This window comes from Flavobacterium sp. ASV13 (assembly GCF_000745775.1).
Lineage (GTDB): Bacteria > Bacteroidota > Bacteroidia > Flavobacteriales > Flavobacteriaceae > Flavobacterium.
In genome coordinates, this window is record NZ_JQJY01000003.1 from 287,895 (window position 1) to 314,264 (window position 26,370).

General features: G+C 33.0%; 25 protein-coding genes. 14 read left to right on the forward strand and 11 right to left on the reverse strand.

Features of this window, described 5'->3' with window-relative positions:
• Positions 1–26: 26 nt before the first annotated feature.
• Positions 27–452 carry an META domain-containing protein gene (locus tag GQ47_RS08490; RefSeq protein ID WP_035647231.1) on the reverse strand — a complete coding sequence of 142 codons (426 nt, stop codon included), beginning with the start codon at positions 450–452 and terminating at the stop codon, positions 27–29.
• 213 nt (positions 453–665) lie between these two features.
• On the opposite strand from GQ47_RS08490, the gene GQ47_RS08495 reads away from it, so the two are divergent.
• Positions 666–1,193: a superoxide dismutase family protein gene (locus tag GQ47_RS08495; protein WP_035647234.1), complete on the forward strand. Its 528-nt coding sequence runs from the start codon at positions 666–668 to the stop codon at positions 1,191–1,193.
• 111 nt (positions 1,194–1,304) lie between these two features.
• On the forward strand, positions 1,305–2,507 hold the full coding sequence (locus GQ47_RS08500) for an LETM1-related biofilm-associated protein (RefSeq protein ID WP_035647237.1): 1,203 nt from the start codon (positions 1,305–1,307) through the stop codon (positions 2,505–2,507).
• Between the two features lie 38 nt (positions 2,508–2,545).
• Here GQ47_RS08500 and can read toward each other — a convergent pair whose 3' ends face one another.
• The 4 genes from can to GQ47_RS08520 form a co-directional block, all read right to left on the reverse strand.
• Positions 2,546–3,181, reverse strand: a complete 636-nt coding sequence (gene can / locus GQ47_RS08505; protein WP_035647242.1) for a carbonate dehydratase — start codon at positions 3,179–3,181, stop codon at positions 2,546–2,548.
• A 118-nt stretch (positions 3,182–3,299) separates the two neighbouring features.
• Positions 3,300–4,949: a SulP family inorganic anion transporter gene (locus tag GQ47_RS08510; protein ID WP_035647244.1), complete on the reverse strand. Its 1,650-nt coding sequence runs from the start codon at positions 4,947–4,949 to the stop codon at positions 3,300–3,302.
• An 80-nt stretch (positions 4,950–5,029) separates the two neighbouring features.
• A complete protein-coding gene (locus GQ47_RS08515) occupies positions 5,030–5,314 on the reverse strand; it encodes a hypothetical protein (RefSeq protein ID WP_035647247.1) in 285 nt (94 codons plus the stop codon).
• A 122-nt stretch (positions 5,315–5,436) separates the two neighbouring features.
• Entirely contained in the window at positions 5,437–5,916 is a 480-nt protein-coding gene (locus tag GQ47_RS08520) for a Dps family protein (RefSeq protein ID WP_035647250.1), read from the reverse strand.
• A 107-nt stretch (positions 5,917–6,023) separates the two neighbouring features.
• On the opposite strand from GQ47_RS08520, the gene GQ47_RS08525 reads away from it, so the two are divergent.
• Complete coding sequence (locus tag GQ47_RS08525; RefSeq protein WP_035647253.1) at positions 6,024–6,968, forward strand: LysR substrate-binding domain-containing protein; 945 nt, start codon at positions 6,024–6,026, stop codon at positions 6,966–6,968.
• A 29-nt stretch (positions 6,969–6,997) separates the two neighbouring features.
• Here the strand turns inward: GQ47_RS08525 and GQ47_RS08530 are convergent, their stop codons facing one another.
• Together GQ47_RS08530 and mnmD are read right to left on the reverse strand one after the other, a co-directional pair.
• Positions 6,998–7,195: a hypothetical protein gene (locus GQ47_RS08530; RefSeq protein ID WP_026730370.1), complete on the reverse strand. Its 198-nt coding sequence runs from the start codon at positions 7,193–7,195 to the stop codon at positions 6,998–7,000.
• Positions 7,196–7,361: 166 nt separating this feature from the next.
• On the reverse strand, positions 7,362–8,027 hold the full coding sequence (gene mnmD, locus GQ47_RS08535; protein ID WP_035647256.1) for a tRNA (5-methylaminomethyl-2-thiouridine)(34)-methyltransferase MnmC2: 666 nt from the start codon (positions 8,025–8,027) through the stop codon (positions 7,362–7,364).
• A gap of 310 nt (positions 8,028–8,337) precedes the next feature.
• On the opposite strand from mnmD, the gene GQ47_RS08540 reads away from it, so the two are divergent.
• Complete coding sequence (locus tag GQ47_RS08540) at positions 8,338–9,408, forward strand: branched-chain amino acid aminotransferase (protein ID WP_035647259.1); 1,071 nt, start codon at positions 8,338–8,340, stop codon at positions 9,406–9,408.
• A gap of 57 nt (positions 9,409–9,465) precedes the next feature.
• On the opposite strand, the gene GQ47_RS08545 is transcribed toward GQ47_RS08540, so the two are convergent.
• On the reverse strand, positions 9,466–9,846 hold the full coding sequence (locus GQ47_RS08545) for a pyrophosphohydrolase domain-containing protein (RefSeq protein WP_035647261.1): 381 nt from the start codon (positions 9,844–9,846) through the stop codon (positions 9,466–9,468).
• Between the two features lie 458 nt (positions 9,847–10,304).
• Between GQ47_RS08545 and GQ47_RS08555 the strand changes: the two genes are divergently transcribed.
• The 4 genes from GQ47_RS08555 to GQ47_RS08570 are packed head-to-tail and all read left to right on the forward strand — an operon-like array spanning position 10,305 to position 13,052.
• Positions 10,305–11,528 (forward strand): SRPBCC family protein, encoded by a 1,224-nt coding sequence (locus GQ47_RS08555; protein ID WP_035647265.1) that lies wholly within the window; start codon positions 10,305–10,307, stop codon positions 11,526–11,528.
• Positions 11,529–11,586: 58 nt separating this feature from the next.
• Entirely contained in the window at positions 11,587–12,129 is a 543-nt protein-coding gene (locus tag GQ47_RS08560) for an RNA polymerase sigma factor (RefSeq protein WP_035647268.1), read from the forward strand.
• Positions 12,130–12,162: 33 nt separating this feature from the next.
• The gene (locus tag GQ47_RS08565; RefSeq protein WP_035647271.1) at positions 12,163–12,576 is read left to right on the forward strand and encodes a hypothetical protein; all 414 of its coding nucleotides are present in this window, start codon (positions 12,163–12,165) and stop codon (positions 12,574–12,576) included.
• A gap of 17 nt (positions 12,577–12,593) precedes the next feature.
• Positions 12,594–13,052, forward strand: coding sequence for a sensor of ECF-type sigma factor (locus tag GQ47_RS08570; protein ID WP_035647275.1), 459 nt, complete (start codon positions 12,594–12,596; stop codon positions 13,050–13,052).
• An 86-nt stretch (positions 13,053–13,138) separates the two neighbouring features.
• On the opposite strand, the gene GQ47_RS08575 is transcribed toward GQ47_RS08570, so the two are convergent.
• Positions 13,139–14,200 carry a WD40/YVTN/BNR-like repeat-containing protein gene (locus tag GQ47_RS08575; protein ID WP_035647277.1) on the reverse strand — a complete coding sequence of 354 codons (1,062 nt, stop codon included), beginning with the start codon at positions 14,198–14,200 and terminating at the stop codon, positions 13,139–13,141.
• A gap of 236 nt (positions 14,201–14,436) precedes the next feature.
• On the opposite strand from GQ47_RS08575, the gene GQ47_RS08580 reads away from it, so the two are divergent.
• The 3 genes from GQ47_RS08580 (at position 14,437) to GQ47_RS08590 (ending at position 19,178) form a co-directional block, all read left to right on the forward strand.
• Positions 14,437–15,708 (forward strand): hypothetical protein, encoded by a 1,272-nt coding sequence (locus GQ47_RS08580; RefSeq protein WP_035647281.1) that lies wholly within the window; start codon positions 14,437–14,439, stop codon positions 15,706–15,708.
• A 134-nt stretch (positions 15,709–15,842) separates the two neighbouring features.
• Positions 15,843–17,819: a KUP/HAK/KT family potassium transporter gene (locus GQ47_RS08585; protein WP_035647284.1), complete on the forward strand. Its 1,977-nt coding sequence runs from the start codon at positions 15,843–15,845 to the stop codon at positions 17,817–17,819.
• Between the two features lie 144 nt (positions 17,820–17,963).
• Positions 17,964–19,178, forward strand: a complete 1,215-nt coding sequence (locus tag GQ47_RS08590; RefSeq protein WP_035647285.1) for an RsmB/NOP family class I SAM-dependent RNA methyltransferase — start codon at positions 17,964–17,966, stop codon at positions 19,176–19,178.
• 75 nt (positions 19,179–19,253) lie between these two features.
• Here GQ47_RS08590 and GQ47_RS08595 read toward each other — a convergent pair whose 3' ends face one another.
• Together GQ47_RS08595 and GQ47_RS08600 are read right to left on the reverse strand one after the other, a co-directional pair.
• Complete coding sequence (locus tag GQ47_RS08595) at positions 19,254–20,297, reverse strand: AMP-binding protein (RefSeq protein WP_035647286.1); 1,044 nt, start codon at positions 20,295–20,297, stop codon at positions 19,254–19,256.
• 10 nt (positions 20,298–20,307) lie between these two features.
• Positions 20,308–21,234, reverse strand: coding sequence for a CPBP family intramembrane glutamic endopeptidase (locus GQ47_RS08600; RefSeq protein WP_035647287.1), 927 nt, complete (start codon positions 21,232–21,234; stop codon positions 20,308–20,310).
• A 112-nt stretch (positions 21,235–21,346) separates the two neighbouring features.
• On the opposite strand from GQ47_RS08600, the gene arsC reads away from it, so the two are divergent.
• The 3 genes from arsC (at position 21,347) to fumC (ending at position 26,276) form a co-directional block, all read left to right on the forward strand.
• Positions 21,347–21,691 (forward strand): arsenate reductase (glutaredoxin), encoded by a 345-nt coding sequence (arsC, locus tag GQ47_RS08605; protein WP_035647288.1) that lies wholly within the window; start codon positions 21,347–21,349, stop codon positions 21,689–21,691.
• Between the two features lie 92 nt (positions 21,692–21,783).
• Positions 21,784–24,243 carry a TonB-dependent receptor gene (locus GQ47_RS08610; RefSeq protein WP_035647289.1) on the forward strand — a complete coding sequence of 820 codons (2,460 nt, stop codon included), beginning with the start codon at positions 21,784–21,786 and terminating at the stop codon, positions 24,241–24,243.
• Between the two features lie 647 nt (positions 24,244–24,890).
• On the forward strand, positions 24,891–26,276 hold the full coding sequence (gene fumC / locus GQ47_RS08620) for a class II fumarate hydratase (protein WP_035647292.1): 1,386 nt from the start codon (positions 24,891–24,893) through the stop codon (positions 26,274–26,276).
• Positions 26,277–26,370 lie beyond the last annotated feature (94 nt).

Below are 26,370 nucleotides of genomic sequence, written 5' to 3' on the forward strand. Positions count from 1 at the left end.
AATTTAAGAGTTAAAATAGAATGCTTTTATTTTTTGGTAAATCGCATCATAGCAATATCGCCTGAAATAAAATTTAAAGTTTTTCCGTCATCGGTAACGTCATAAGAAGTTATTTTCTGAAGCGTGCTCATAAAAACCTGTTCGCCTTGCCCGTCCATACACATCATTTTCGTAACTGCCATTGGCTGGGTAAAATCAATTTTACTTCCTGTAATGTTAAGTTTTCCGGTAAATGAATTACAGCTATTGTTTCCTGAAACCTGATTTTCCTTTGTATTGAAATTGATTGTTGGTTTTTTATTGGGATACAAACCATCAAAAGCTATTCTTGGGCCGGTAATATAATTTAGCTCCCAATTTCCATCTAATTTAGAAACTGAATCCGTTTTTTGGCATTTGCATGAAATTAGCACTGCAGAAAAGAAAACAAGGGTAAAAAAACTCTTCATCATAACGTTAAGCATTAAAAATTAATGAATTATAAAACGCGATTTGGGAAATTTTTCGTTAAAAAGCTATACGAATTTAAGCAATATTTTTTTGTTCTGAGCTCAAAGTGTCATTAATTTACGCTTAATAGTTTTAGATTTATTTAACTTTTAGAGTTAATTATATCGGCTTTTTTATGTTAAATTTACTTAATCTTTAATTTAAATGCCTCACATATGAAAAAAGCACTTGTTTCTTTCGCTATAATTACAGCCTTAATTATTGGCTGTAAGACTAATACAAAATCAAATGATGCCAAAACTCTGACTGTAAATTTGGAACCAAAAAGTAACAGTACTGTTAGCGGTACTGCAACTTTTACCGAAAAAAACGGAAAAGTAACCTTTGTTGCAAAAGTTGTCGGATTACAACCTGGAGTTCATGCTATCCACATTCATGAAAAATCAGATTGTTCTGCAGCAGACGGAAGTTCTGCAGGTGGACACTGGAATCCAACTTTCAAAAAACACGGAAAATGGGGAGTTGGCGAATATCATAAAGGTGATATCGGGAACTTTACTGCCGATGCAAAAGGAAACGGAACTATTACATTAACTACTGACGAATGGTGCGTTGGCTGTGGAGATGCAAACAAAGATGTTTTAGGAAAAGGTTTGATCGTGCATCAGGGAACAGATGACTTTACAACACAACCTACTGGAAATGCAGGTGGTAGAGTTGCCTGTGCAGGAATCATCAAATAATAAAAAATCATAATAACCACTATTTTTTCACAAAATCTAGTGGTTATTTCATTTAAAATGAATTCTAAAACAAGAAAAAACAATTAGCTTTGTAGCCTCAAATTAAAGTTAATGATTAACGCATCGGCACCAGGCTGGATAGATAAGTTTTTTAGTGAACAAAAGTTTTCAGAAGCAATTCCTTTTGAAACTACAGATTCGTTTTACTATAAAGTAAGAGAAACTGGCTTTATCTATGGACACATCATTTCTATAGATTCGCAAATTCCAATTCCGATAAAAGGCTGGTTTAAGACCGAAATTTCTAAAGTTGCGTTATTAAATACCTTGTATCATGTTTTTTGTTTGGAAAAAAGAAGCTCTGAACCCAATAACTTTATTTCAGAAGCATTAAAATTTTACAATCAGATGAATCCGGAAGGCTTCAACTTGTTTAAAATTTTACTTCCAAAAGATACTCCTTCTCTTTCATTAGAAAACATAATCGATCAAAGAGTTCAGACAAATGACAGTATTATCAGTAAAAACTTTTCGCATTTAGTTACAAATGCTTTGTTATTTATTGATGTTTTGGCCTTTAGACAATATCTGGAACACGGTGCTATTCCTGACAAATATTTAAAACGTATTGAAGAAACTGTTTTAGGAATCGTAGGACTTGCGTTAAAAACAAAAACGGTCAAATCACAACACGACGATTTATTGATAAAACTTTTTGAAGCTTCAATTCGTTATTCTAAATTTTCGAAAGTTACTGTTGAAACGTTAGAAACATTGTCTCTGGATTATTATAGCAATACATTAGAACATTACTATTTAATCGATATGGCCGGAATGGCATTATGGAGCGATGGCGTTGTTGAAAATGAAGAGGCTTATTTCTTGTATTCATTAGGTTCGATGATGAATACTTCAGATGAATTTGTGACAAATAGTATTGCAACAACAAATACATTTATTACTACTCATAAAAAGAAGATTCCGTATTTCAATTATTCAAATCCGGTAAAGCATTTTTACGATCAAATGACACACACTGTTGTAAAATTGATTATAAGAAACAAAAACCGATTGGTAAAAGAAATCGTTCAGAGTAAAGAGTTAATGGTTCTTTTGGCTTATTCTACAACTAGAGATCTGGATGCCAAAGAAAAGAAAAAAGTCAAAAAACAACTTTTAGATATCTGTAAAACGATTCCGTCATTGACGATCTTTTTGCTTCCAGGAGGAAGTTTGTTATTGCCAATCTTAATCAAATTTATTCCAACAATGCTTCCGTCAGCTTTTAATGAAAATCTTGACGAAAACGAATAAAAAAAAATCGCCCTTTTGAGGCGATTTTTTATTTTCTATTATAAATCCAGCTGATAAACTGAATCAAGCTCGTCATTTGAACTGATTGTAACATTCAAATCAGTTACAAAACCAGAATTTAATCCGTAAACCCATCCGTGAAGCATCAAATCCTGACCGCTTTTCCAAGCTCCCTGAACGATTGAAGTTTTAGCTAAATTATAAACTTGTTCTTTAGCATTGATTTCAACAAAAGCATTAAAACGCTCTGTTTCATCCTCGATTGAGTTCAAGTATTTATCATGCAAACGGTATTCATCTTTAATATGGCGAATCCAGTTATCAATAATTCCAACTGATTGATTTCCCATTGCAGCTTTTACACCACCACATCCATAATGTCCACAAACAATAATATGCTTTATTTTTAAAACATTTACTGCGTAATCCAAAACGCTCAGCATGTTCATATCAGAGTGAACAACCATGTTTGCAATATTTCTGTGTACAAAAACTTCTCCTGGTTTTGCACCAACAATTTCGTTTGCAGGAACACGGCTATCAGAACATCCAATCCATAATAATGGTGGTTGTTGTCCTTTTGCCAGATCAGCAAAATAATTAGGATCTTTTGCTAATGAAGTCTCAACCCATTTTTTATTGTTTTCTAATAACTGCTTATAAAACTCTTTCATTTTTTTTTATTTTTTGAATGGTATTTCTATTGTTTAAGTCACCAAAAAAGAACTTATGTAAAGTTACCTAATTTTTGACGGTTCCCACAACATTAAAAATACTTTAATTGTTTATTTGTTAAAATTGTTCTTTTGAAGTTTCCTTTTTTACCAAAGCTCTTTTAGCAACGTCATAATAATGTTCAATTGTAACATGATTATTGTTCTCTGGTGTATTCTCCAATTCGTATGCTTCTTTAAAACCTTTCAGTTTCACCTTGATATTTTCGTCGATAGCTCGGGTTTCTTTAAACTCACGAATCAAGTCCAAAACGTCATGAGCAATATACTCTGTATCATGAGCATTGATTATTACTTTAGAATTTTCCGGAATCTCACTTAAAGTTTGCTTAATCGCAGCTTTATTCAAAAATGAAACCTCCTGAGCTAAGTCAATATGAATGATGTCACCATCTTCATATTCTTCTTTTTTGAAAATATAAGCTCTTTTTAAGTTACCTCTCAGCACAAAAATAATACTGATGATAATTCCCAACGCAACCCCTTTCAGCAAATCTGTAGCAACAACAAAGACTAAAGTTGCTATAAAAGGCACAAATTGATATTTCCCCTTTTCCCAGAAATGCATGAAAGTTGCTGGTTTAGCTAATTTATAACCTACTAAAATTAAAACTGTAGCCAAAGTTGCTAATGGAATCTTATTTAAAATTGCCGGAATCGACAAAACACTTATCAGTAAAAGCACGCCATGAATAATTGATGACATTTTTGATTTTGCACCTGCATTATTATTTGCAGATGATCTAACCACTACAGATGTCATTGGTAAACCGCCCAAAAGCGAACTTATCATATTACCAATTCCTTGTGCTCTAAGCTCAACATTGGTATCAGTATAACGCTTTTGAACATCCATTCTGTCAGAAGCCTCGATACATAATAATGTTTCAATAGAAGCTACAATGGCAATTGTGATAGCAACAACCCAAACCTGAGGATTTGTAACTGCGCTGAATTTTGGAAGAATCAAAATAGATTTGAAATCATCAAAAGATTTTGGAACAGGTAAAGAAACCAAATGCTCTTTTGCAATTGCCAATGAACTTCCTGAAGAAACAAAAACTTCATTAAGCACTACTCCGGCAACAACTGCAACCAATGCACCTGGAACTAATTTTAAGTTCTTTAAAAATGGAACTTTATCCCAAGCAAGAAGTATAACCAATGAAATCGCTGATATTACTACCGCTCCTAATTGAATATGATTAATGACATTAAACAAAAACGAAAACGAATTGCTTCCATCATTTTGAATAAAAGCCTGATCACCTTCAAAATCAGCATCATAACCAAATGCGTGCGGTAACTGTTTTAAAATGATAATAATACCAATACCTGCCAGCATTCCTTCAATTACATTGGTAGGAAAATAATTTGATATACTTCCGGCTTTTAAAAATCCCAATGCTAATTGAATTATTCCTGCGATAAAAACAGACAGCAAAAACACATCAAAAGCACCAAAATCAGTAATAGCGGTTAAAATAATTGCTGTTAATCCAGCAGCCGGACCTGAAACGCTAATATGTGACTGGCTTAAGTAACCTACTACTATTCCACCAATAACACCCGCTATAATTCCAGAAAATAAAGGCGCTCCAGAAGCCATTGCTATACCTAAACACAATGGAAGAGCCACCAAAAAAACCACCAAACCTGAGGCAAAGTCAGATTTTAGGTTAGCAAAAAGATTGATTTTTTTTGTCATAACACAATACTAAAAAAATTATTCATTAAAGATTGACCGCATTTATGTAAATGCAGTTCAGTTCAAAATAATCGGAAGTATTATGCCAAGTTGGGTGGTGGAGCAAATATGCTCGGAGAGATATTCTCTAATTTTACAATATTTTCAGACGCTATTGTCTTTTTTTCAATATAAACTGGCATTACAACTTCATGTTGAAGTATTGCCGGATAAACAGCAGCCTTAAGTTCTTTGTGTGAGTGCTCCTCTTCAGAAAAACTGAAAAACATAGACGTATCATTACTTTTCTTTAATAGCGTCACCACAGTTGGCGTTGCCAGGAAAGCAATAAATATGAATAATAATATGCGAGCGACTAATTTCATTGAGGCAAAAATAGCGTTAAAGAAATAAAATCAAAGTTTTTTTTATAGAAATTTAACATTAACAAAAAAGCAGAACACAATTTTCATGTCGTTCTGCTTTTAATAAATTAAAATACAAATACTTAAATCGTTTCTTCAAGCCATGCATTCATCATCCAGATTGTTTTTTCTTGCTCTGCAATGAAGTCACTCATCATAGAATTTGTTCCTTCATCATTAATTTCACCAGACTTATTTAAGATTTCTCTTTCTATTTTTAATAAATCAGACAATGAATGAACAATCAATTGAACTGCTTTTTCATCATTTGAAATATTTTTTCCAACTGTCAATTTATTGTTTTTGATATAATCTTCGAAAGTATGTAAAGGAGTTCCGCCAATAGTCAAAACTCTTTCAGCTATCATATCTATTTTTAGCTGAGAATCTGTATATAACTCTTCAAATTTTACATGAAGATCAAAGAAACGCTTTCCGCGAATATTCCAGTGAATTCCTCTTAGATTTTGATAATATACTTGAAAATTGGATAGCAAAATATTCAGTTCTTTTACTAACAATTCTGATTCTTTAACTGGTAATCCTAAAATATTTGTTTTCATAATCTAATTTTTTACACTAATTTACTACAAATTTAAAGTAAGTTTCATGAAAATTATATAAATAAAAATTATATTTTCTTATTTTTGCATCAAAAATTACTATCAATATGACTATAACTCAATTGCAATATGTATTAGCTGTTGCAGAACATAAAAATTTCACTCTGGCTGCTGAAAAGTGTTTTGTAACACAGCCCACTTTAAGCATGCAGATTCAGAAAATTGAAGAAGAACTCAATATTTTAATTTTTGACAGAAGCAAGAAACCCATACAGCTTACCGATATTGGACAGAAGATTGTAAACCAGGCCAAAAATATTGTAAACGAAGCTGACCGAATCAAAGATATTGTTGAACAGCAAAAAGGTTTTATTGGCGGTGAATTTCGTTTAGGAATTATTCCGACGATCATGCCAACGCTTTTGCCAATGTTTTTGAATAATTTTATTAAAAAATATCCAAAAGTTAAACTCTTAATTGAGGAATTAAATACGGAAGAAATTATCCTAAAATTAAAAAACGGACATTTGGATGCAGCGATTGCGGCAACTCCGCTTGAAGATGAAAAAATCAAAGAAATCGTTTTGTATTTTGAGCCATTTGTTGCCTACATCCCAGAGCATCATGCAATTTTTGAAAAACAAGAAATTGAAGTTGCCGATTTAAATCTAAATGAAATTTTGCTTTTACAAGACGGACATTGCTTTAGAGACGGAATTTTAAATCTTTGCAAAAGCGTTTCTGATGCCGATCAAAATAATTTCCAGATTCAAAGCGGTAGTTTTGAAACGCTAATTAAATTGGCCGACGAAGGTTTGGGCACAACATTACTTCCGTACTTGCACACCTTAGACTTAAAAGAATCCGATAAACTGAAACTCCGTAACTTTAAGGAACCAAAACCTGCTCGAGAGGTAAGTTTGATTTACCCAAAGAGCGAATTAAAAATGCAAATCATTGACGCAATCAGATCTACAATTGCCGGCGTTGTAAAAGGAGCAATTGTTTTTCAGAATGTTCAAATCATAAGTCCGCTACAAAAGAAAGCGTAATAAAAAAGGAGCCAATTTGGCTCCTTTTTTTATACTTTTATCAGTAGTAGACTTTGTTTTAATTCTGGTTTTTCTATTACAAAACTTAACAACCATTCTTGTAATTGTTCCATTTCATAAGGTAACAGTGTTTTGATAGCTTTTTCTAACTCTTTGCAGAAAAGTACCGGATCGAAACTTACTCTTTCAAGTATTGATTTCGTGTAATCAAACATCATTTTTGACATAATAAAATAAGATTTTTGGGGTTATCTAATTTTTTAAACTCGCACCAAATTTAAACAAATAACCTTTATAACAACTCTTTTTAACTATTTTTTTTAAAAACTTTAGCAACGAATACGTTTTCTTAAAATATATACTTCAATATAGAATCATTCTAAACAACTCGTTTTAAGCGTCTTTAAAGGCGCGAAACATCTCTCGTTTTCCCGGAGGACCAGCTAATTTTTCGACTCTAAATCCAACAGAAATCATACTTCTTTTAACAACTCCGCGGGCGGCATATGTTACTAAAACGCCATTCGGTTTTAAACTATTGTACATTTTCTGAAAAATTTCAGTACTCCAAAGCTCCGGCTGAACGCGATATCCGAAGGCATCAAAGTAAATCAAATCAAAAATTTCTAAATCATCGATTTCATCAAAAAATTGTTTCCTTTTGGTTAACGAGAATTTTTCGCTAAGTTCGGTTTTCTGATTCCATTCGCTTTTATGCATTTTCTCAAAAATGTTGTCAAATTCCAACGCTTCTAATTCGGCAACATAATTCATCGCCAAAACTTCTTCCGCATTTACCGGATATGCTTCTACTCCAACATAATCAATAGTTTGCTGTTTATTTTCTGACTCTAAAAAAGTAATAAAAGCATTAAGACCAGTTCCAAAACCAATTTCTAAAATTGTTACTGGTTTATCTTCAAATAATGAAAGTCCATTTTTTATAAAAACATGCTTCGCTTCCTGTATAGCGCCATGTTTTGAGTGATAACTTTCATTCCATTCTTCCAAATGAATTGTCGTTGAGCCATCTAGCGTTTTAATTATTTCTCTTTTCACAATTTTCGAATTTTACAATGCACTTTAACTGATTTTCAGTCCGTTTTATTGATCAAAATTAATCAAAACAAATGCGTAAAGCCTTAAAAAACTGTAGTTTTTTCATAAATAATTTATAAAACTTAGCCAAAATTTTAGGTTTATTATAAGATAAATAAATCTCAGTCAAATGCAGGAATTAATGCAGTTTTACCAAGTAAATTACATATTTTTCCGTAATTTTGCATTCAACAAAAACCTATTCTTCATCAGATCATTACGTTATATTTTCATCTGTTAAGAATTCAATTCGATAAAACTTTACATAATTATGAGTACAACTCAAACAAGCAAAATTGAAATCAGAAAAGCTACTTCTTCTAAGATAAGTTCTGTAGACTTTGAAAACTTAAGCTTTGGTGCTGTATTTACAGACCATTTATTTGAATGTGATTACAAAAATGGACAATGGCAGACTCCGGTCATTAAGCCTTATGCTCCTATTTTGATGGATCCTTCTTCTAAAGTCTTTCATTATGGACAAGCGATTTTCGAAGGAATGAAAGCTTATAAAGACGAAAGCAATGATGTTTGGTTGTTTAGACCTGATGAAAACTACAAACGTTTCAACAGTTCTGCTGTTCGTATGGCAATGCCAGAAGTTCCGGAAGATATTTTTATGGAAGGTTTAAATGAATTATTAAAAATCGACCAGGAATGGATTCAGAGAGGAAACGGTGCTAGTATGTACATTCGTCCTTTTATGATTGCTACAGGACCTGGAGTTATCGCAAATCCATCTGATGAATATAAATTTATGATTTTACTTTCTCCTGCAAAATCATACTATGGAGGTGAAGTAAAAGTAATTATCGCAGAACATTATAGTAGAGCTGCAAACGGTGGTATTGGAGCTGCAAAAGCTGCAGGAAACTACGCAGCGCAGTTTTACCCAACTAACTTGGCAAACAAAGACGGTTTCCAGCAAGTTATCTGGACTGACGATGCAACGCACACTAAACTTGAAGAAGCCGGAACAATGAACGTTTTCTTTAGAATTAATGATACTTTACTAACTGCTCCAACAAGCGAAAGAATTTTAGATGGTATTACCAGAAAAAGTTTGATTGCAATGGCAGAAAAAGAAGGATTAAATGTTGAAGTTCGCCCTGTAATTGTTTCAGAATTAGTTGAAGCTGCTAAAAACGGATCTTTAAAAGAAATATTTGGAGCTGGAACTGCAGCGGTTATCAGCGTAATCAAAGGTTTCTCTTATAAAGGTGAATATTATGAAATGACTCCGATCGAGAATTCATACGCTTCATTCTTAAAAGAAAAATTAACAAGTCTTCAAAACAAACTTTCTGAAGATACTTATGGATGGACAGTTAAAGTACAATAAACCAAAATCAATAAAAGAAAAACCCGATAGATTTAAAAATTTATCGGGTTTTCAGTTTTATAAAAGTTTCGAAAAATCAGGTTTAAAATAATTTGGTCCTTTCATTACTTTTCCGTCTTCACGGTAAATTGGCTGTCCGTCTTCTCCTAATTTACTCATATTACTACGCTGAATTTCATCAAAAACGGCTTCAATTTTATCCTGCAATCCATGCTCAATTATTGTTCCGCACAAAATATACATCATATCTCCAAGAGCGTCAGCAATTTCGACTAAATCATTATTTTGAACAGCTTCAAGATATTCCTCGTTTTCTTCTTTCATCAAATTATAACGAAGCAGTTTTTTAGTTGCTCCCAAATCAGCAATTGGAGTCTGACTATGACCTATTTTAAAAGCCGTATGAAATTCCGTTACGGCGTCCAGTTGTTTCTTCATGTTTTTAATTGATTAAATGAATTGGCAAATTAGCAACAATTCGTGTACAATTCTCTAAATTTGCCAAAAATAATTTTAACTATGTTTAGTCAGGGACAATTAATATTCGGAGTCTGTTTTTTTATTGCTTTTGTAATCGTTATGATTTTTGCTTATCGAAAAGATCTTGCGCTTCATAAAATATTCTACAAAGGAAATTACAAAGTTTTACTTGTATTTTTACTCTTCATTGCTCTTTTATTTGTGATCAAAATCTTTTTCAAAAGATAGATAACGAATCCCGATTTTTACTTTCATAAAATAAATTTCAAAAATTATAATTAAACGCTTTCAAAATCGTTTAATTTGAATATTTTTTGATCAAAATAATTTATAAAGTGTATTTTTATCGTGGTGCTATTTTTAGTACTACTAGTAATAAAAATTTATAACTTTACGACACCAAACAATCTACCCAAATGAAGATTCTAAAATATTTATTTCTTTTAGCATTATTAAGCTTAGTTGCTCTTACCGTTTTTGTTGCTACTCAAAAAGGAATTTTTGATGTAGAAAGAAGCAAAGTAATCAATTCACCAAAAGCTACTGTCTACAATTATATAAATGATTTTAGAAATTATGAAGATTTTGAATCATGGGCTCTTGAAGATCCGTCATTAAACTTTACTTTCCCAAATAAAACAGCTGGAAACGGCGCATCATTTTACTGGACAGGAACTGAAGGTTCTGGAAATGCAATCACTCTCAAAACAAAAGATGGAGAAAGCATTCAGCAAAAAATGAAATATGATGGTACAGAGGCCGACGTAAACTGGACTTTCAAAGATACTTTAGCGGGAAAAACAAAAGTTACCTGGAAAGCAAAAGGGACAATGAGCTTTTTGTTCAAAATCTATACAGCCCTAAATGGAGGTTCAAACAAGGTTATTGGAACAATTTATGAAAAAAGCCTTGCCAACATTGACAAAAATCTGGATTACGAAACTAAAACCTACAATATAAAAGTAGACGGTGTAGTACAAAAAACCGAAACACCTTATATTAAACAGACTTTTACAAGTGAAATTTCTAAAATAAATAAAAATGCAAGAATTGTCATTCCGAAACTTATTCATTTTAGCGAAACCAATGCGCTGCAAACAACAGGAAAGCCTTTCATTATTTATCACACTTACGATACGACAACAGGATTAGCTAAGATTTCAATCTGTTTACCAATAAATAAAGAAATTTCGATTAGTTCAGGAAGTGATATCTTATCAGGAAAATTAAATGGCTTTGAAGCTGTAAAAACAACTTTAACAGGCGACTATTCACATACAAGTGAAGCAATTGCTAAAACAACAGCTTATATAAACAATCAAAAAATTATGCCAGATTTAAGCTGGTCGCATCTTGAAATATTAACTGTAAGCAAATTAGACACAAAAAGTTCGTCTAAATTACTTACAGAGATTTATTTCCCTACAAAACCTAAAGTTGTTCCTGTAACAACAGCGCCAACTACTGATGTTTACGGTTCTCAGCCTGAGCCAACGGAAACAAATACAACAACCGCAGATCCTGCTGCAACAAATCCGACAGCAACGACACCTGTTGTAAAAAAACCAGTGAAACCAAAACCGGCAGCACCAAAACCTGTCACTACTCCACCAGCAAAACCTGAAGAAGACGAATTCTAAAATAAAGACTTTTAAACCTTTAGCTTAAAATTCATTCTAATACGATAAATGAAAAAGTTTGACAGACGAGAAGGAATTTATACAAGAATTATTAAATCCTAAAACGCAAAACGCTGCGTTTCAAAAACTCTTGTCTGATTATCAAAAACCGCTGTATTCTCATATTCGGAACATTGTTTTGAATCACGATGATGCAGATGATGTTTTGCAAAATACTTTTGTAAAGGTTTTTCAGTATTTAAAAAATTTTAAAGGCGAAAGCAAGCTTTTTTCCTGGATGTATCGCATTGCAACAAACGAAGCTTTGACCTTTTTAAATCAAAAAGCAAAACTAAGCGGATTAACATCAGAAGCTTTACAGACAAAAACGATAGAAAATTTAAAATCTGATATCTATTTTAATGGAGATGAAATTCAAATAAAGCTCCAAAAAGCCATAATCACTCTGCCCGAAAAACAACAATTAGTCTTCAAAATGAAATATTTTGAAGAATTAAAATATGAAGAAATTGCTGAAATTTTAGGAACTTCAGTAGGCGCATTAAAAGCATCTTATCATCATGCGGTAAAAAAAATTGAATTATATGTTACATCAAATTAAACCTTTTGTAAAAAAAACTATCTTATAGACATTATGAAAGCATTTAAATTAGAAAACGAACCGAAAATCAAATCTGGATTTAAAACTCCAGAGCATTATTTTGATGATTTATCGGCAAAAGTTTTACAGCAGATTAACGAAAAAGAAGTAAAAGTAATACCGTTTTACAAACGTAAGAATGTAATTTCAATCGCTGCGGCCGCAGTAATTGTTTTTGCACTTATGATTCCTATAGTCAATAATTACAATGCCACTTCTAAAGAACTTGACGAAGCCACTTTAGAAACCTATTTATCTTATCAGTCTAATTTGAATCAATATGATCTGATTCAGAATCTGGACACAAAAGATATTCAAAAACTAAATAAAAATGTTGCTATTGAAGATGAAACTCTTGAAGACATCCTGGCATCAAATCCAAACATCGAACACTTAATTTCTGAATAAAAAACAAAACTTAAAAGATGAAAATCAAAAACATATTGCCGATAATTTTATTCCTGGTAAGTTTTTCATTTTATGCGCAAAGCGGTAAAACAGATGAAAAACGTGAAAAGATTAAAGCTTATAAAGTTTCTTTTTTAACAACCGAATTAGAACTGACTCCCACAGAAGCTGAAAAATTCTGGCCCATTTACAATGCCTATGATGATAGACAATTTGAATTGAGGCATCAAAAAATGAAAGCCTATCTAGAGCGTCTGGATGATGATAATATCAATTCAATTTCAGAAAAAGAAGCTGCAGTCCTGCTTGCACAAATGGAAAGCACTGATAAGGAATTATATCTTTTACGCGAAAAATACAATTCGAACTTAAAGAAAATACTTTCAGCCAAAAAGATATTAAAGCTTAAAAAATCTGAAGACGACTTTAACCGAAAATTATTAAAACAATATCGCGATAAAGCTGCAAAAGATTAAGAAAAGTACAACAGCGACAAACCCCCTATATAATAATACTTACTTTATTATTTAGGGGGTTTGTTATTTTTAAGAATACTGTGTGACTATATAAAAGTGATTCGGATTAACTTATTATAACCCGCAGCGATTGCAGTATTTTTATTAACGAATCGGATAGTAAAAAGCTTAGAATCATCTGATAATTGTTTCCATGTTGCACCTCCATCCTGAGAATACTGGATTCCTGAAGAACCCACACAAACTAATTCTCTGGCATTACTTCCTGGAACATATTGAACACATGACGCATATCCAAAACCTTGATTCTGTCCTACTAATTCCCATGTTTTCCCTCCGTCTTTAGTACAAATTTTGTTTTCAGCATTTTTCTCTGGAAATTCATAATCTCCGCCTGCTGCAAAACCATGTTTGGCATCATAAAAATCAGCTGTAAAAATACCAGTCATTTCTTTGCCCTGCATAATTGGAGTATCAACGACTTTCCATGTTTTTGCTTTATCAGGAGAATAAAAAACACGAGCTTTTTTTCCACCAGAAACCAGCCAGGTATCATTTCCTTTAATTACAATATTGGTGTTACTTGCTGCAAAAGCTGCTTCACCTTGAGTGTTTGTAGGCAATTTATCAGATAATAGCTTTGTCCAAGTTTCACCTCCATCACGAGTAACAATCATAGAAAAAGTATCTTCTGTAGGATCACCAATTGCAATTCCTTCTTTGTCATTCCAAAACTGCATACTGTCGTAAAACACTTTCGAATTAACTTCTTTATAAACTAATTTTACTTTTCTAGTTTTTTTATCAACCTGATACAATAAAGCAGGATTTCCTACACTTAACAAAAACACGCTTTTTGTGTTTTGCGCAATACTTCTAAACTCTAAATTAAGTGTATCACGATAAATATGATCTTCAAATTTCTCTCTCTTATCTAAATCAAAACAGCCAAAACGGGAATTATCGGCTCCGTACCAAACTTTATTATTATCAATTGAAATAGCTCTGATGCTGATTTTATCCTGAAACAAAATTTCTGTCTGCATCGAAACAAAACCGCCTGTTACTGGCGCTTTATCACTATTTTTCAATGCTTTAAAAGACACCAACAAAACAAATAAACTAAAAAATAATATAATTTTTCTCATGTAGGTTAGATTTAGTATTTGCTAAAATACAATTATTTATAACATATAAAATAGCTTTTGTTTTTTTTGATAATAAAATTTTTGAACACTATTTTTTGTCAAGGCAAAAATAAAAACAATCCAATAAAACACAACTATTTAACACTAAGCTTTTTAATAGAATCAGACATACAAATTATTTTTTTGGCACAGTAATTGGATATTCTACAATAATTAATTTTTCAATATTATTTGCCATGAAAGCGAACCTACTTATACTAGCATTTTTAACTATCGGACTTAGTTCTTGTTCAGCACAAAATCAAGCCACTGTTTATGCAAAAAATTCAGACATCAGCGATAACTTAGATTTAAGAGCTGTTGCTTCAATGTTTGGAGAATCATCAAATCTTCAGGATTTTGAAAGAAGATTGAATGATCCAAAATATCAAATATCAAATCTTGATTTAAATGGAGATGATCAAGTTGATTATTTACGTGTAATCGAATCTGTAGAAAACAGAACTCACGTTGTAATTATCCAGGCAGTTTTAGATCGTGATGTTTACCAAGACATTGCAACAATAGATGTAGAAAGAGACAACTATAACAAAGTAACTGTACAGGTTGTAGGAAACACTTATTTATACGGAGCAAACTATATTTATGAGCCTGTTTACAATGTTGTTCCAGTAATTTACGGTTCGTTTTGGGTAACAAATTACAGACCATACTGTTCTACTTGGAATTGGGGGTATTATCCAACTTATTACACAGCGTGGAGACCTTACCCTGTTTACAGATATAGAAACAACGTAAATATTTGCATCAACGCAAACTACAGTTACAACTATGTAAATTACAGAAGAAGTTACAGAGCTCCGGTTCTTTACGAATCAAGACGTACTTATGGATACGAAAGAATGAGACCTAATTACAGCTTTGCAGACAGACACGTGAATACAAGCAACAGATATGATTTGGACCAAAGAAGAGCAACAAGCAGAAACTATAATGCTTCTCAAAACAATGACAATCCAATCAGATCAAATTCTGGAAGACCTCAATATGGAGAAAACAGAGTTTCAGATAGAAACTATAATTCAGACAGAAGTTATAACAATACAAGCCGTCCAGCTGTAAACAACAGAGAAAATAACACACCTGTTGCTACTCCTTCAAGACCAGATTACAGCAGAAACAATCCCGCTGTTTCTGTTCCAAGAGGAAATTCAGAAAACAGAAATTATGCAGACAGACCAGCATCTCAAAACAATAATCCTTCAAGAGGTTATTCTGAAAACAGAGGAAACTCAATGAACAGACCAAGCGTTGAAAGAACTGCTCCTGCACCACAAGCGCAGCCATCAAGAAGTTACTCTGAAAACAGAGGAAACTCAGAGAACAGATCTTATAGTTCAAGACCACAAAGCGCACCTCGTTCTGAAGCTCCACAAATGAGACAAGAATCTAGAAGCAGTGAACCACAAAGAGAAAACGGATCTAGAGGTGGCGGCAGAAGAGGATAATCAAAATATCACAATTTTTATTTAAAATTAAAAGCACAATTTGGGGATTGTGCTTTTTTTTATCTTTTTAATTATAATTGTCTCTAATTTGTTTTAAAACAGTAAATTTGCAACCGTCTTTTATAAAATCAAACATGAGCGCAGCGCATAAAAACTTACATAGTAAGTTGTCTATAGGGGGTCTATTGATCACATTAGGAATTATTTATGGAGATATTGGCACCTCTCCATTGTATGTAATGAAAGCCATTCTTGGTGAATATGCAATAAATTCGGATATTGTTTTAGGGGGGATTTCCTGTGTTTTTTGGACTCTTACTCTTCAAACTACAATAAAATATGTACTTATTACTTTAAGTGCTGACAATCATGGTGAAGGTGGAATTTTTGCTCTTTATGCTTTAGTCAAAAAAACAAAAATTCAATGGCTCATTGTGCCCGCCATTATTGGGGGAAGTGCACTTTTGGCCGATGGAATTATCACACCTCCAATTTCAATTTCATCTGCAGTTGAAGGAATCAGAGCTTTCTATCCTACAATGGAAACGGAAACCATTATTTCTATTGTAATTGCCATTCTATTTATTTTATTTACGATACAGCAATTTGGAACAAAATTGGTTGGAAAATTTTTCGCACCAATGATGTTGATATGGTTTGCAATGCTTGGAACTTTAGGAGCAATTCAGATTTTTCACTATCCTGAAGTTATCAAAGCGGTAAATCCATATTATGCTTACCATTTATTATCTATTCATCCTGACGGATTTTTTGTTCTTGGTTTTGTATTCCTTTGTACGACAGGAGCTGAAGCTTTGTACTCTGACATGGGGCACTGCGGAAGAAAAAACATTCGTATCAGCTGGATTTTCGTAAAAGCTACTTTAGTATTAAACTACTTTGGTCAGGCGGCTTATTTAACACATCACGAAGGAAGCACTTTACAGCAATTAGGCGGAGAAAATGGAAACCCATTTTACTTAATCATGCCACACTGGTTTCTTCCATTCGGAATTGTAGTAGCAACTTTAGCAGCTGTAATTGCATCACAAGCATTAATTAGCGGTTCGTTTACTTTGATTAATGAAGCAATGCGTCTGAATTTCTGGCCAAAAGTAAAAATCAAATATCCGACAGAAGTTAAAGGTCAATTATACATTCCGTCAATTAACTGGTTATTGTTTTTTGGATGTGTTGGAATCGTACTTCACTTCGAAAAATCAGGAAATATGGAGCATGCTTATGGTCTTGCCATTATTTTATGTATGATCATGACTACTATTCTATTGAATTATTATTTGATCATGAAGCGTGTAAAACTATATTTTATGGTACCGTTGATCACGATTTATTTATTGATTGAATTCAGTTTCCTTTTTGCCAATATTACAAAATTTGCCGAAGGCGGTTATGTTACTTTGATTATTGCAATTTTATTGATTTCAATTATGACGATTTGGTATCTGGCTAAGAAAATTAACAAAAGCTATACTAAAATCATCAAAATTGACGATTATAAAAAGGTATTAGTAGAACTGAGTAAAGATTTATCAATTCCAAAATACGCGACGCATTTGGTATATATGACGAATGCCAATCGTGTTGATGAATTAGAGGAAAAAGTAATTTATTCGATCCTGCAAAAGCGCCCAAAAAGAGCTGATATTTACTGGTTTGTACACGTAAATATTCTTACTGAGCCTTATAAAACTGAATATAAAGTTACTGAAATTGCCAGAGATGACATTTACAGAATTGATTTTAACTTAGGATTTAGAGAGCCTACAAAAATCAATTTAATGTTCAGAGAAGTAATCCGTGATATGGTAAAACGTGGTGAAGTTGATATTACCAGCCGTTATGAATCATTGAACAAAAACAATATTATTGGAGACTTTAAATTTGTATTGTCTGAGAAATTCTTATCAAACGACAATGATTTAAGATGGCACGAAAATATTATCATGAACTCTTATTTCTTTATCAAAAAACTGAGTTTGTCTGAAGAAAGAGCATTTGGTTTAGATAGTAGTTCGGTTAAAATAGAGAAATTCCCAATGGTGCTTCACGCTCCGGAAAACATCGGATTGACCCGAATTATAAAAAATTAACCTTTTCAAAATATTCTAAAAAACACTCTTTTAAAACTTTATCAGAGTGTTTTTTTCTTTTTAAATGAAAGTCAAATGAACAATCAGCATTAAAAATTTAACTTTCAATCAATTAATAGTACCTTTGCAACTCAAATTATAGAAATGAGATTACACAGAAATTTAGTTTATACTACCATCGATTCTTTAAATGCAATTTTCAATGAAGGAGAATATGCAGATAAAGTGGTAGCAAGAGCATTAAAAAAAGACAAACGTTGGGGAAGTTCTGACAGGAAGTTTGTTGCTGAAACAATATACGAAATTGTTCGTTGGAAGCGTCTTTACGCAGAAATTGCGGAAGTAAAAGAACCATACGACAGAGATAATTTATGGAGAATGTTTGCGGTTTGGGCTGTTTTAAGAGGATACCCAATCCCGGACTGGAGACAATTAGAAGGAACTCCTGAAAGAAAAATAAAAGGTCGTTTTGATGAGCTTTCGAAAGTGAGAGCTTTAAAAGAATCTATTCCAGATTGGATGGATGAATTAGGTGTAAAAGAATTAGGCGAAAAAGTTTGGTCTAAAGAAATTGCAGCTCAAAACCAACCGGCAAAAGTTATTTTAAGAACAAATACACTTAAAGGAACTAAAGAAAACTTAAGAAACACGTTGATGGATTTGAATATTGAAACAGAATATTTGAAAGATCAGCCCGAAGCTTTGGTTTTAAAAGAAAGAGCAAATGTGTTTTTGACAGATGCTTTTAAACAAGGTTTGTTTGAAGTTCAGGATGCCAATTCGCAATTGGTCGCAGGATTTCTGGACGTAAAACCAGGAATGCGTGTTGTTGACACCTGCGCAGGAGCGGGAGGAAAAACATTACACATGGCTTCTTTGATGGAAAACAAAGGTCAATTGATTGCAATGGATTTGTACGAAAGCAAATTGAAGCAATTAAAATTAAGAGCTAAAAGAAATGGCGCTTTTAATATTGAATACCGCATTATTGACAGCACAAAAGTCATCAAAAAATTACACGAAAAAGCTGATCGTGTTTTAATTGACGCACCATGCAGCGGATTGGGAGTTTTAAAAAGAAATCCAGATTCGAAATGGAAATTACAGCCTGAATTTATTGACAACATTCGTAAAGTTCAGAGTGAGGTTTTAGAAAGCTATTCTAAAATTGTAAAACCAGGCGGAAAATTAGTTTATGCAACTTGTTCTGTATTGCCTTCTGAAAATCAGGAGCAAGTAGAGAAATTTCTAAAAACAGAAATAGGAAAACAATTTAAATTTATTGAAGATCGCAAAATGCTGGCTTCTGAATCTGGTTTCGACGGATTCTATATGGCACTTTTAGAGCGTAAAGCATAAGACTTTAATTCACATATTTAAAATCCCAAATTTCAATCGCAGTTATTGAAATTTGGGATTTTTTATTTTAGGGTTTTATGCTTCTAAAGTTGGCTTTCGCAATAACTTTCCGTTTTCGTTTTCTTTAAATTTTGGAACAAAAACAATTTCTTTTGGCTTTTCAAATTTTCCTAAAACATCAAAAAAATCAGGTGCAAATTCCTGTTTTTCACCTTCTATAACCAAAATTAATTTTTCACCCAAAATTGAATCCGGAACTCCGGTAACAAAAAATCGATTTGGAATTTTGCCGACCAATTTTGCTTCAATCTGTTCAGGAATCAGCTTCACTCCTCCACTATTAATCACATTGTCGATTCTTCCTAAAAAAACAAATTGTTTATCATTTATCAATTCGACCAAATCATTCGTAATAATTGGTTCCTCAGAAATAGACGAAACATAAATTACAAGACAACCGCGATCGTCTTTTTCGATTTTTACATTTGGTAAGATTGAGAAAGCACTTTCTCCAACTTTTTTGGCGGCAATATGCGTTATGGTTTCGGTCATTCCATACGTTTCGTATATTTCGCCATTTAATTTTAGTAATTCTGCTTCAAGTGCTGAATCCATTTTTGCTCCGCCAATAATTAATTTCTTTACATTTTTAAGCTTTTCAATTGAATTCTGAACTTGTAAAGGAACCATTGCTACGAAATCATACTTTTCAGAATTAAAAGCTAATGGTTCAGTACTCGGGGCTTTAACATCAATATCAAGTCCTAAAATCAAACTTCTTACCAACATCATTTTTCCGGCAATAAACTGTGTCGGCAAACACAACAACGCTCTGTCTCCTGGCTCCAAACCAAAAAAATCTCCAGTTGCCAAAGCCGACTGAATCATAGCTTGTTTTTCTAATCTGACCAATTTTGGAAGTCCGGTTGTACCCGAAGTCGTCATTTCGATATAATCCTTATTATCAAACCAATCCAGAAGAAACTCACCTATTGCACGCTCATAAACATCACCTTCTTTTATGAAACTGTACCCAACGCGGCATAAATCTTTCGCATTTAAATGATATCCGTTGATTTTAAAATAATTATGTACATTTTTATGTGTTAACTGTGTCATGATTATTAAATTAAAGATTTTTAAGAGTTATCTCACCAGTCAATTTTTCTTTCCAATTTGTCCATTTATATTTTTTGCTGAAAATAAAAAGCAAAATAGGATATACAATTACAACCGGTAATATTACGTCAAGACCCGCTGAAGGCTCAGACATATCTTTGAAAATAGAATGTGTTTGAAAAACGGTCCAATCTGACGTTACCAACAAAGCGCCAGTCAAATTATTTGCAGCATGAAAACCAAGTGCCAGTTCTATTCCTTCATCCATAAGAGTTATGATTCCTAAAAACAACCCGGTTCCGATATAGTAAACCATAATAATATAGCCCATTTTTGCTACTTCGGGATTAAAAACATGCATAGAACCAAAAATAAGAGAAGTCATCATTAAAGGAAACCATCTGTTTTTAGCCAAATTTGCAAAACCCTGCATTAAATATCCTCTAAAAATATATTCTTCGGTACTGGTTTGTATCGGAATAAGCAAAGTTCCTATGACAACTAAAATCAAGAAAGGAACTAATTTAAAATTCCATATAAAATTCTGAGGATCATTCAAATAAAGAACACCAAAACTCAAAGTAGAGAAAACTGCCCAAAGTACAAATGAAAATAAAATTCGGTTCCAATCGACTTTCTTTCGTGATGTCGTTACTGATAAAAGAGTTTGACGATGAAGATATTTTACAACCAAATAAATACCTGCAAACGCAAAAACAAAAGAAATCATAACCAAAAACAAAGTCAGATTAGGTTCAAATACTTTTAAAACCGCGTCATTACCAGTCGGGATTTCTGTTTTATTTTTAAAACTGGAGTAAAGAACCGCCACAGAAAGCGGAATCTGGCCAATAAACGAAGCTACTATAATAATTATTGAACCAATCAGATACAGAAAAAATTTATTGTGAGGCTTAATTCCTTGTTCTAAAAACATTTATATATAATTTTAAAATGAGAATTCGATTTAATAAGTAAATAGTATTTTTGGTCCTGCGAAAATACCTAATTTTTGCGTTAACTATCTTACAATTCCTAAATATAACAAAATGATACAAATTTATCATAATCCACGCTGCGGAAAATCAAGAAGCTGTTTGGCTTTTATTGATCAGTCAAAAGAAGAATATGAAATTATTCCTTATTTAACAGATACTCCAAGTTTCTCAGAATTAAAAGATTTACTAGCAAAATTAAATCTGGAACCAATTCAGTTAGTTCGAATTAAAGAAAATATCTGGATAGAAAATTACAAAGGAAAAAACCTTACTAACGACGAAATTATTCAGGCAATGGTTGAAAATCCAATTTTAATTGAAAGACCAATTGTTGTTAAAGATGGAAAAGCTATTATTGGAAGAGATCTTAATCTGGTAGCCGATTTTCTGGATTAATTTTAAAAGTCGAATTAACATTTTTTTGTGATTTCCCCTTTAAACCAAACGCTAAATTTTCGGTCTAAACAGGAAATGAAACCAAAAATAAAATGAAGAAAATCAAATTTGCTGTACTGCTTGTTCTTTTTTTTACAAGTTTTTACAACTATGCACAACAGGCGCCTCCTGGTAAAAACAAGGTAAAAGTTACTGGAAAAGTTTTCGAAAAGGTTAGCAAACAGCCACTTGAATATGCTACTATTTCGTTTATGGCGCCAAACGACACAAAAGTTGTTGCCGGCGGAATCACAAATCCAAAAGGGGAATTTGAAGTAGCCGTTGTACCTGGAACTTATGATATTAAAGTAGAATTCATTTCGTTTAAATCAACTGAAATCAAAGGAAAAACTATTTCTGGCGATATGAGTTTGGGCGTTGTGAATTTATCAGAAGATGCAGCACAATTGAACGAAGTTGTCGTTCGTGCAGAAAAATCGACTGTAGAAATAAAACTGGACAAAAAAGTATACAGCGTTGGTCAGGATATGATGGTAAAAGGAGGAACTGTAAGTGATGTTCTTGACAATGTTCCGTCTGTTTCTGTTGATACTGAAGGAAATGTAAGTTTAAGAGGAAGCGACAATATTAGAATTCTGATTGACGGACGACCTTCAAACGCTATTAATATTGCTGAAGCTTTACGTCAGCTTCCAGCTGATGCGATTGACAAAGTAGAAGTTATTACCAATCCATCTGCTCGTTACGATGCTGAAGGTGGATCTGGTTTGATCAATATTATTCTTAAAAAAGGTAAAAATCAAGGTTTCAACGGAACTTTTATAGCTTCAACGGGAATTCCTGAAACTTACGGTTTAAGCGGAAATTTGAACTACAAAACTGAAAAATTAAATTATTTCACAACTTTAGGATACAATCACAGAACAAACGAAGGAGCTGGTTTAACCAACACTGAATATTTGAATGCTGACGGAACTCCTAAAGGTTTCTTGGATGAAGATCGTGATACTAAAAGAACTTCAGATGGTTTTAACGGAAGAGCGGGAATCGAATGGACTGTAGCGCCAAATACCTATTGGACAAATGCCATTAACTATCAAAAAAATTCAGGTGATACACGTGATTTAATCAATTACAACAATTTTGATGCATCGCATGCTTTTACAGGAACTTCTTTCCGTTTAAATGATGGTGAAACTGGAAGTCAAAACGTTGAGTATACTTCTAATTTAATTAAAAACTTCAACGACAAAGGGCATAAACTGACAGCTGACTTATCGATTTCTAAAAACGATGATGACAGCAACAGTACTATTACTGCTTCCCCAAATTACAATACTACATTAAATAATCAAGTTCAAAAGCAAGTATTATTCCAAGCCGATTATGTTTTGCCATTAGGAAAAGGAAGTCAGTTTGAAGCAGGATATAAAGGTAGTTTTGGCGATTTGAACAATGAATATTTTGTAACAGATGAAAATGGACTAAAAGATCCAAATCTTTCCAATACATTAGAATACAAAGAAAACATCAACGCACTTTACACACAATATGGTTTCAAAATAAATAAATTCTCTTACTTATTTGGACTTCGTTGGGAGGATACAAATATTCATGTGAATTTATTGGAGACAAGCGATTTCAATACTAAAAAATACAACAACTTGTTTCCAAGTGCTTTCATTAGTTATGAAATCTCAGATCAAAGCAGTTTTTCTGCTAGCTACAGCAAGCGTTTAACTAGACCAAGAGGGCGTTTCATGAACCCGGCTGTAAATTACTCAAGTAACATCAATATTTTTCAAGGAAATCCAGACTTAGATCCTTCATTGACTGATAAATACGATATTGGATATATTAAACGTTGGAGCAAATTGACTTTCAATACATCAGCTTATTTTGAAGACACAAAAGATGTTTTCAGTTTTGTACGTACTCCAAATGGTAATTTCGTAAATGGCATTCCAGTTATTTTAAACCGACCAATCAATCTTGGAAAAGAGCAAAAATTCGGATTTGAATTTACATTGAATTATACGCCATTCAAAATCTGGAGAATCAACAGTAACTTCAATTTTTACAACGTAAAAACAACTGGAGAAAACACTTATGTTGATTTTAACGGAAATACTGTAGTGCAAAATCTTGACAATCAAGCTAACACTTGGTTTGCAAGAATCAACTCAAAGTTAACTTTGCCATACAAAATTGACTGGCAGTTAAGTGCAAACTACAATGGTTCACAAAAAACAGCTCAAGGGAAAAACTTAGACATGTTTGGTATGAATACAGCATTGAGCAAAGATGTCATGAAAGACAAAGCAACAATTGCATTCAACATCAGCGATATTTTCAATTCTAGAATTATGAGATCATATACATATCTGCAAAATTCTACAACACTTGAAAGCCAAACCGCTTATAGCGAAATGCAATTCCGTAAACGTCAATTCAATTTATCGTTCACTTACCGTTTCAATAAACCTAAAGGTGAAAGAGATAAAAATGCTGCACCAAAAGAAGGTGATGGCGGAGGAGACTTCCCAGGATAATACTATAAAAGTCCCAATATATAAAAATCCAAATTCCAAGTTTAAAAACTGGAATTTGGATTTTTTTTTTACATCCGAATTTAAATAAAAAAAAGGACTCACAATCGTGGTCCTTTTTTATGAAATCAATTTATAATTAAATTGACTGTTCTTCTTGTCTTTTTTTAGCTCTCTTTTCTTTGAACATTTCCCAGCTAGCTCCCGTAACCCAATAAGATACGAAACCAACCAAGAAAAACATTAACCAAAACCCTATAGTTAGTATGGTTAAGAAAAGTAAAAAGCCTAAGTACTGTGAAAATTCAAACATGTTTTCCGGAATTTTTGAATGTTACGACAAATGTAGGTTATATATTCTTCCACTGCAATAAAATCTAAATCAATTTTCGGGAAATAACATTTATCCGTATATTTATACTCATTTTAAATAAGCTTTTTTTTGAATGCGAAACCTTTTAAATAAAGACTTCATCGAAATTCATAATAATTTTCAGGAGCTGATTCCTGCTGTCCGCTATATCTTTTGTGCTGAACCCCAGCACAAAAGGATGCCGCTCCCATCAGGGCTAGGAAACCCGTTTTCAAGAGAAATTCATTTTTACAGACAACATTTCACATTTTACAAATAACATTTTACAAACAACGTAATGAAATACAGAATAGAAAAAGACACCATGGGTGAAGTTCAGGTCCCAGCCGATAAATATTGGGGTGCGCAAACAGAACGTTCCCGAAACAATTTTAAAATAGGAAACTCCGGTTCAATGCCAAAAGAAATCATTGAAGGTTTTGCCTATCTAAAAAAAGCAGCCGCTTACGCTAATTATGATTTAGGGGTTTTACCAATTGAAAAAAGAGACGCCATTGCAACAGTTTGCGACGAAATATTGGCAGGACAATTAGACGATCAGTTTCCGCTGGTAATTTGGCAAACCGGCTCAGGAACGCAAAGCAACATGAACGTCAACGAAGTAATTGCCAATCGCGCTCAGGTTTTGAAAGGTTTTGAAATTGGCGAAGGCGAACAATTCATAAAAGCAAATGACGATGTAAACAAATCACAATCATCAAATGATACTTTCCCAACCGGAATGCACATTGCGGCTTATAAAATGGTCGTTGAAACCACAATTCCGGGCGTTGAAAAACTACACGCAACATTAGTCAAAAAAGCAACCGAATTTAAAGATGTTGTTAAAATTGGCCGCACACACTTGATGGACGCAACTCCTTTAACACTCGGACAAGAAATTTCTGGTTACGCAGCTCAATTGGCCTTCGGATTAAAAGCTTTAAAAAATACTTTAGCACATTTGTCAGAAATTGCTCTAGGCGGAACTGCAGTGGGAACCGGATTAAATACTCCAAAAGGTTACGACGTAAAAGTAGCTGAATATATTGCAAAATTCACCAATCATCCATTTATAACAGCCGAAAATAAATTTGAAGCTTTAGCAGCACATGACGCCATCGTAGAAACTCACGGAGCCCTGAAACAATTGGCCGTTTCATTAAACAAAATTGCAAATGATGTTAGAATGCTGGCTTCTGGACCTCGATCTGGAATTGGAGAAATTCATATTCCTGAAAACGAACCAGGATCTTCTATCATGCCAGGAAAAGTAAATCCGACGCAATGTGAAGCTTTAACGATGGTTTGCGCGCAGGTAATTGGAAATGATATGGCAATTGCTGTTGGCGGTATGCAAGGACATTACGAACTTAATGTTTTTAAACCCGTTATGGCTGCAAACTTTTTACAATCGGCGAGATTATTAGGAGATGCCTGCGTTTCATTCGACGAACATTGCGCTCAGGGAATCGAACCAAATTATAAACGTATTAAAGAATTGGTAGACAATTCTCTTATGCTTGTAACCGCTTTAAATACTAAAATTGGTTACTACAAAGCAGCTGAAATCGCCCAAACTGCTCATAAAAACGGAACTACTTTAAAAGAAGAAGCTGTTCGTTTAGGCTACGTTTCTCCAGAAGATTTTGATGCTTGGGTGAAACCGGAAGATATGGTGTAAATTAATTGTGAATTATAAATGGTTAATGGTTAATTAATCTGCAACGTTATATAAAAAGAGCTTTCTAAAATTTAGAAAGCTCTTTTTAAATTTA

What these genes read in the sequence shown, in the direction of transcription:
- GQ47_RS08490 (WP_035647231.1), bottom strand. Translation starts at nt 452, where the DNA reads ATGATGAAGAGTTTTTTTACCCTTGTTTTCTTTTCTGCAGTGCTAATT.
- GQ47_RS08495 (WP_035647234.1), top strand. Translation starts at nt 666, where the DNA reads ATGAAAAAAGCACTTGTTTCTTTCGCTATAATTACAGCCTTAATTATT.
- GQ47_RS08500 (WP_035647237.1), top strand. Translation starts at nt 1,305, where the DNA reads ATGATTAACGCATCGGCACCAGGCTGGATAGATAAGTTTTTTAGTGAA.
- can (WP_035647242.1), bottom strand. Translation starts at nt 3,181, where the DNA reads ATGAAAGAGTTTTATAAGCAGTTATTAGAAAACAATAAAAAATGGGTT.
- GQ47_RS08510 (WP_035647244.1), bottom strand. Translation starts at nt 4,949, where the DNA reads ATGACAAAAAAAATCAATCTTTTTGCTAACCTAAAATCTGACTTTGCC.
- GQ47_RS08515 (WP_035647247.1), bottom strand. Translation starts at nt 5,314, where the DNA reads ATGAAATTAGTCGCTCGCATATTATTATTCATATTTATTGCTTTCCTG.
- GQ47_RS08520 (WP_035647250.1), bottom strand. Translation starts at nt 5,916, where the DNA reads ATGAAAACAAATATTTTAGGATTACCAGTTAAAGAATCAGAATTGTTA.
- GQ47_RS08525 (WP_035647253.1), top strand. Translation starts at nt 6,024, where the DNA reads ATGACTATAACTCAATTGCAATATGTATTAGCTGTTGCAGAACATAAA.
- GQ47_RS08530 (WP_026730370.1), bottom strand. Translation starts at nt 7,195, where the DNA reads ATGTCAAAAATGATGTTTGATTACACGAAATCAATACTTGAAAGAGTA.
- GQ47_RS08540 (WP_035647259.1), top strand. Translation starts at nt 8,338, where the DNA reads ATGAGTACAACTCAAACAAGCAAAATTGAAATCAGAAAAGCTACTTCT.
- GQ47_RS08545 (WP_035647261.1), bottom strand. Translation starts at nt 9,846, where the DNA reads ATGAAGAAACAACTGGACGCCGTAACGGAATTTCATACGGCTTTTAAA.
- GQ47_RS08555 (WP_035647265.1), top strand. Translation starts at nt 10,305, where the DNA reads ATGAAGATTCTAAAATATTTATTTCTTTTAGCATTATTAAGCTTAGTT.
- GQ47_RS08565 (WP_035647271.1), top strand. Translation starts at nt 12,163, where the DNA reads ATGAAAGCATTTAAATTAGAAAACGAACCGAAAATCAAATCTGGATTT.
- GQ47_RS08570 (WP_035647275.1), top strand. Translation starts at nt 12,594, where the DNA reads ATGAAAATCAAAAACATATTGCCGATAATTTTATTCCTGGTAAGTTTT.
- GQ47_RS08575 (WP_035647277.1), bottom strand. Translation starts at nt 14,200, where the DNA reads ATGAGAAAAATTATATTATTTTTTAGTTTATTTGTTTTGTTGGTGTCT.
- GQ47_RS08580 (WP_035647281.1), top strand. Translation starts at nt 14,437, where the DNA reads ATGAAAGCGAACCTACTTATACTAGCATTTTTAACTATCGGACTTAGT.
- GQ47_RS08585 (WP_035647284.1), top strand. Translation starts at nt 15,843, where the DNA reads ATGAGCGCAGCGCATAAAAACTTACATAGTAAGTTGTCTATAGGGGGT.
- GQ47_RS08590 (WP_035647285.1), top strand. Translation starts at nt 17,964, where the DNA reads ATGAGATTACACAGAAATTTAGTTTATACTACCATCGATTCTTTAAAT.
- GQ47_RS08595 (WP_035647286.1), bottom strand. Translation starts at nt 20,297, where the DNA reads ATGACACAGTTAACACATAAAAATGTACATAATTATTTTAAAATCAAC.
- GQ47_RS08600 (WP_035647287.1), bottom strand. Translation starts at nt 21,234, where the DNA reads ATGTTTTTAGAACAAGGAATTAAGCCTCACAATAAATTTTTTCTGTAT.
- arsC (WP_035647288.1), top strand. Translation starts at nt 21,347, where the DNA reads ATGATACAAATTTATCATAATCCACGCTGCGGAAAATCAAGAAGCTGT.
- GQ47_RS08610 (WP_035647289.1), top strand. Translation starts at nt 21,784, where the DNA reads ATGAAGAAAATCAAATTTGCTGTACTGCTTGTTCTTTTTTTTACAAGT.
- fumC (WP_035647292.1), top strand. Translation starts at nt 24,891, where the DNA reads ATGAAATACAGAATAGAAAAAGACACCATGGGTGAAGTTCAGGTCCCA.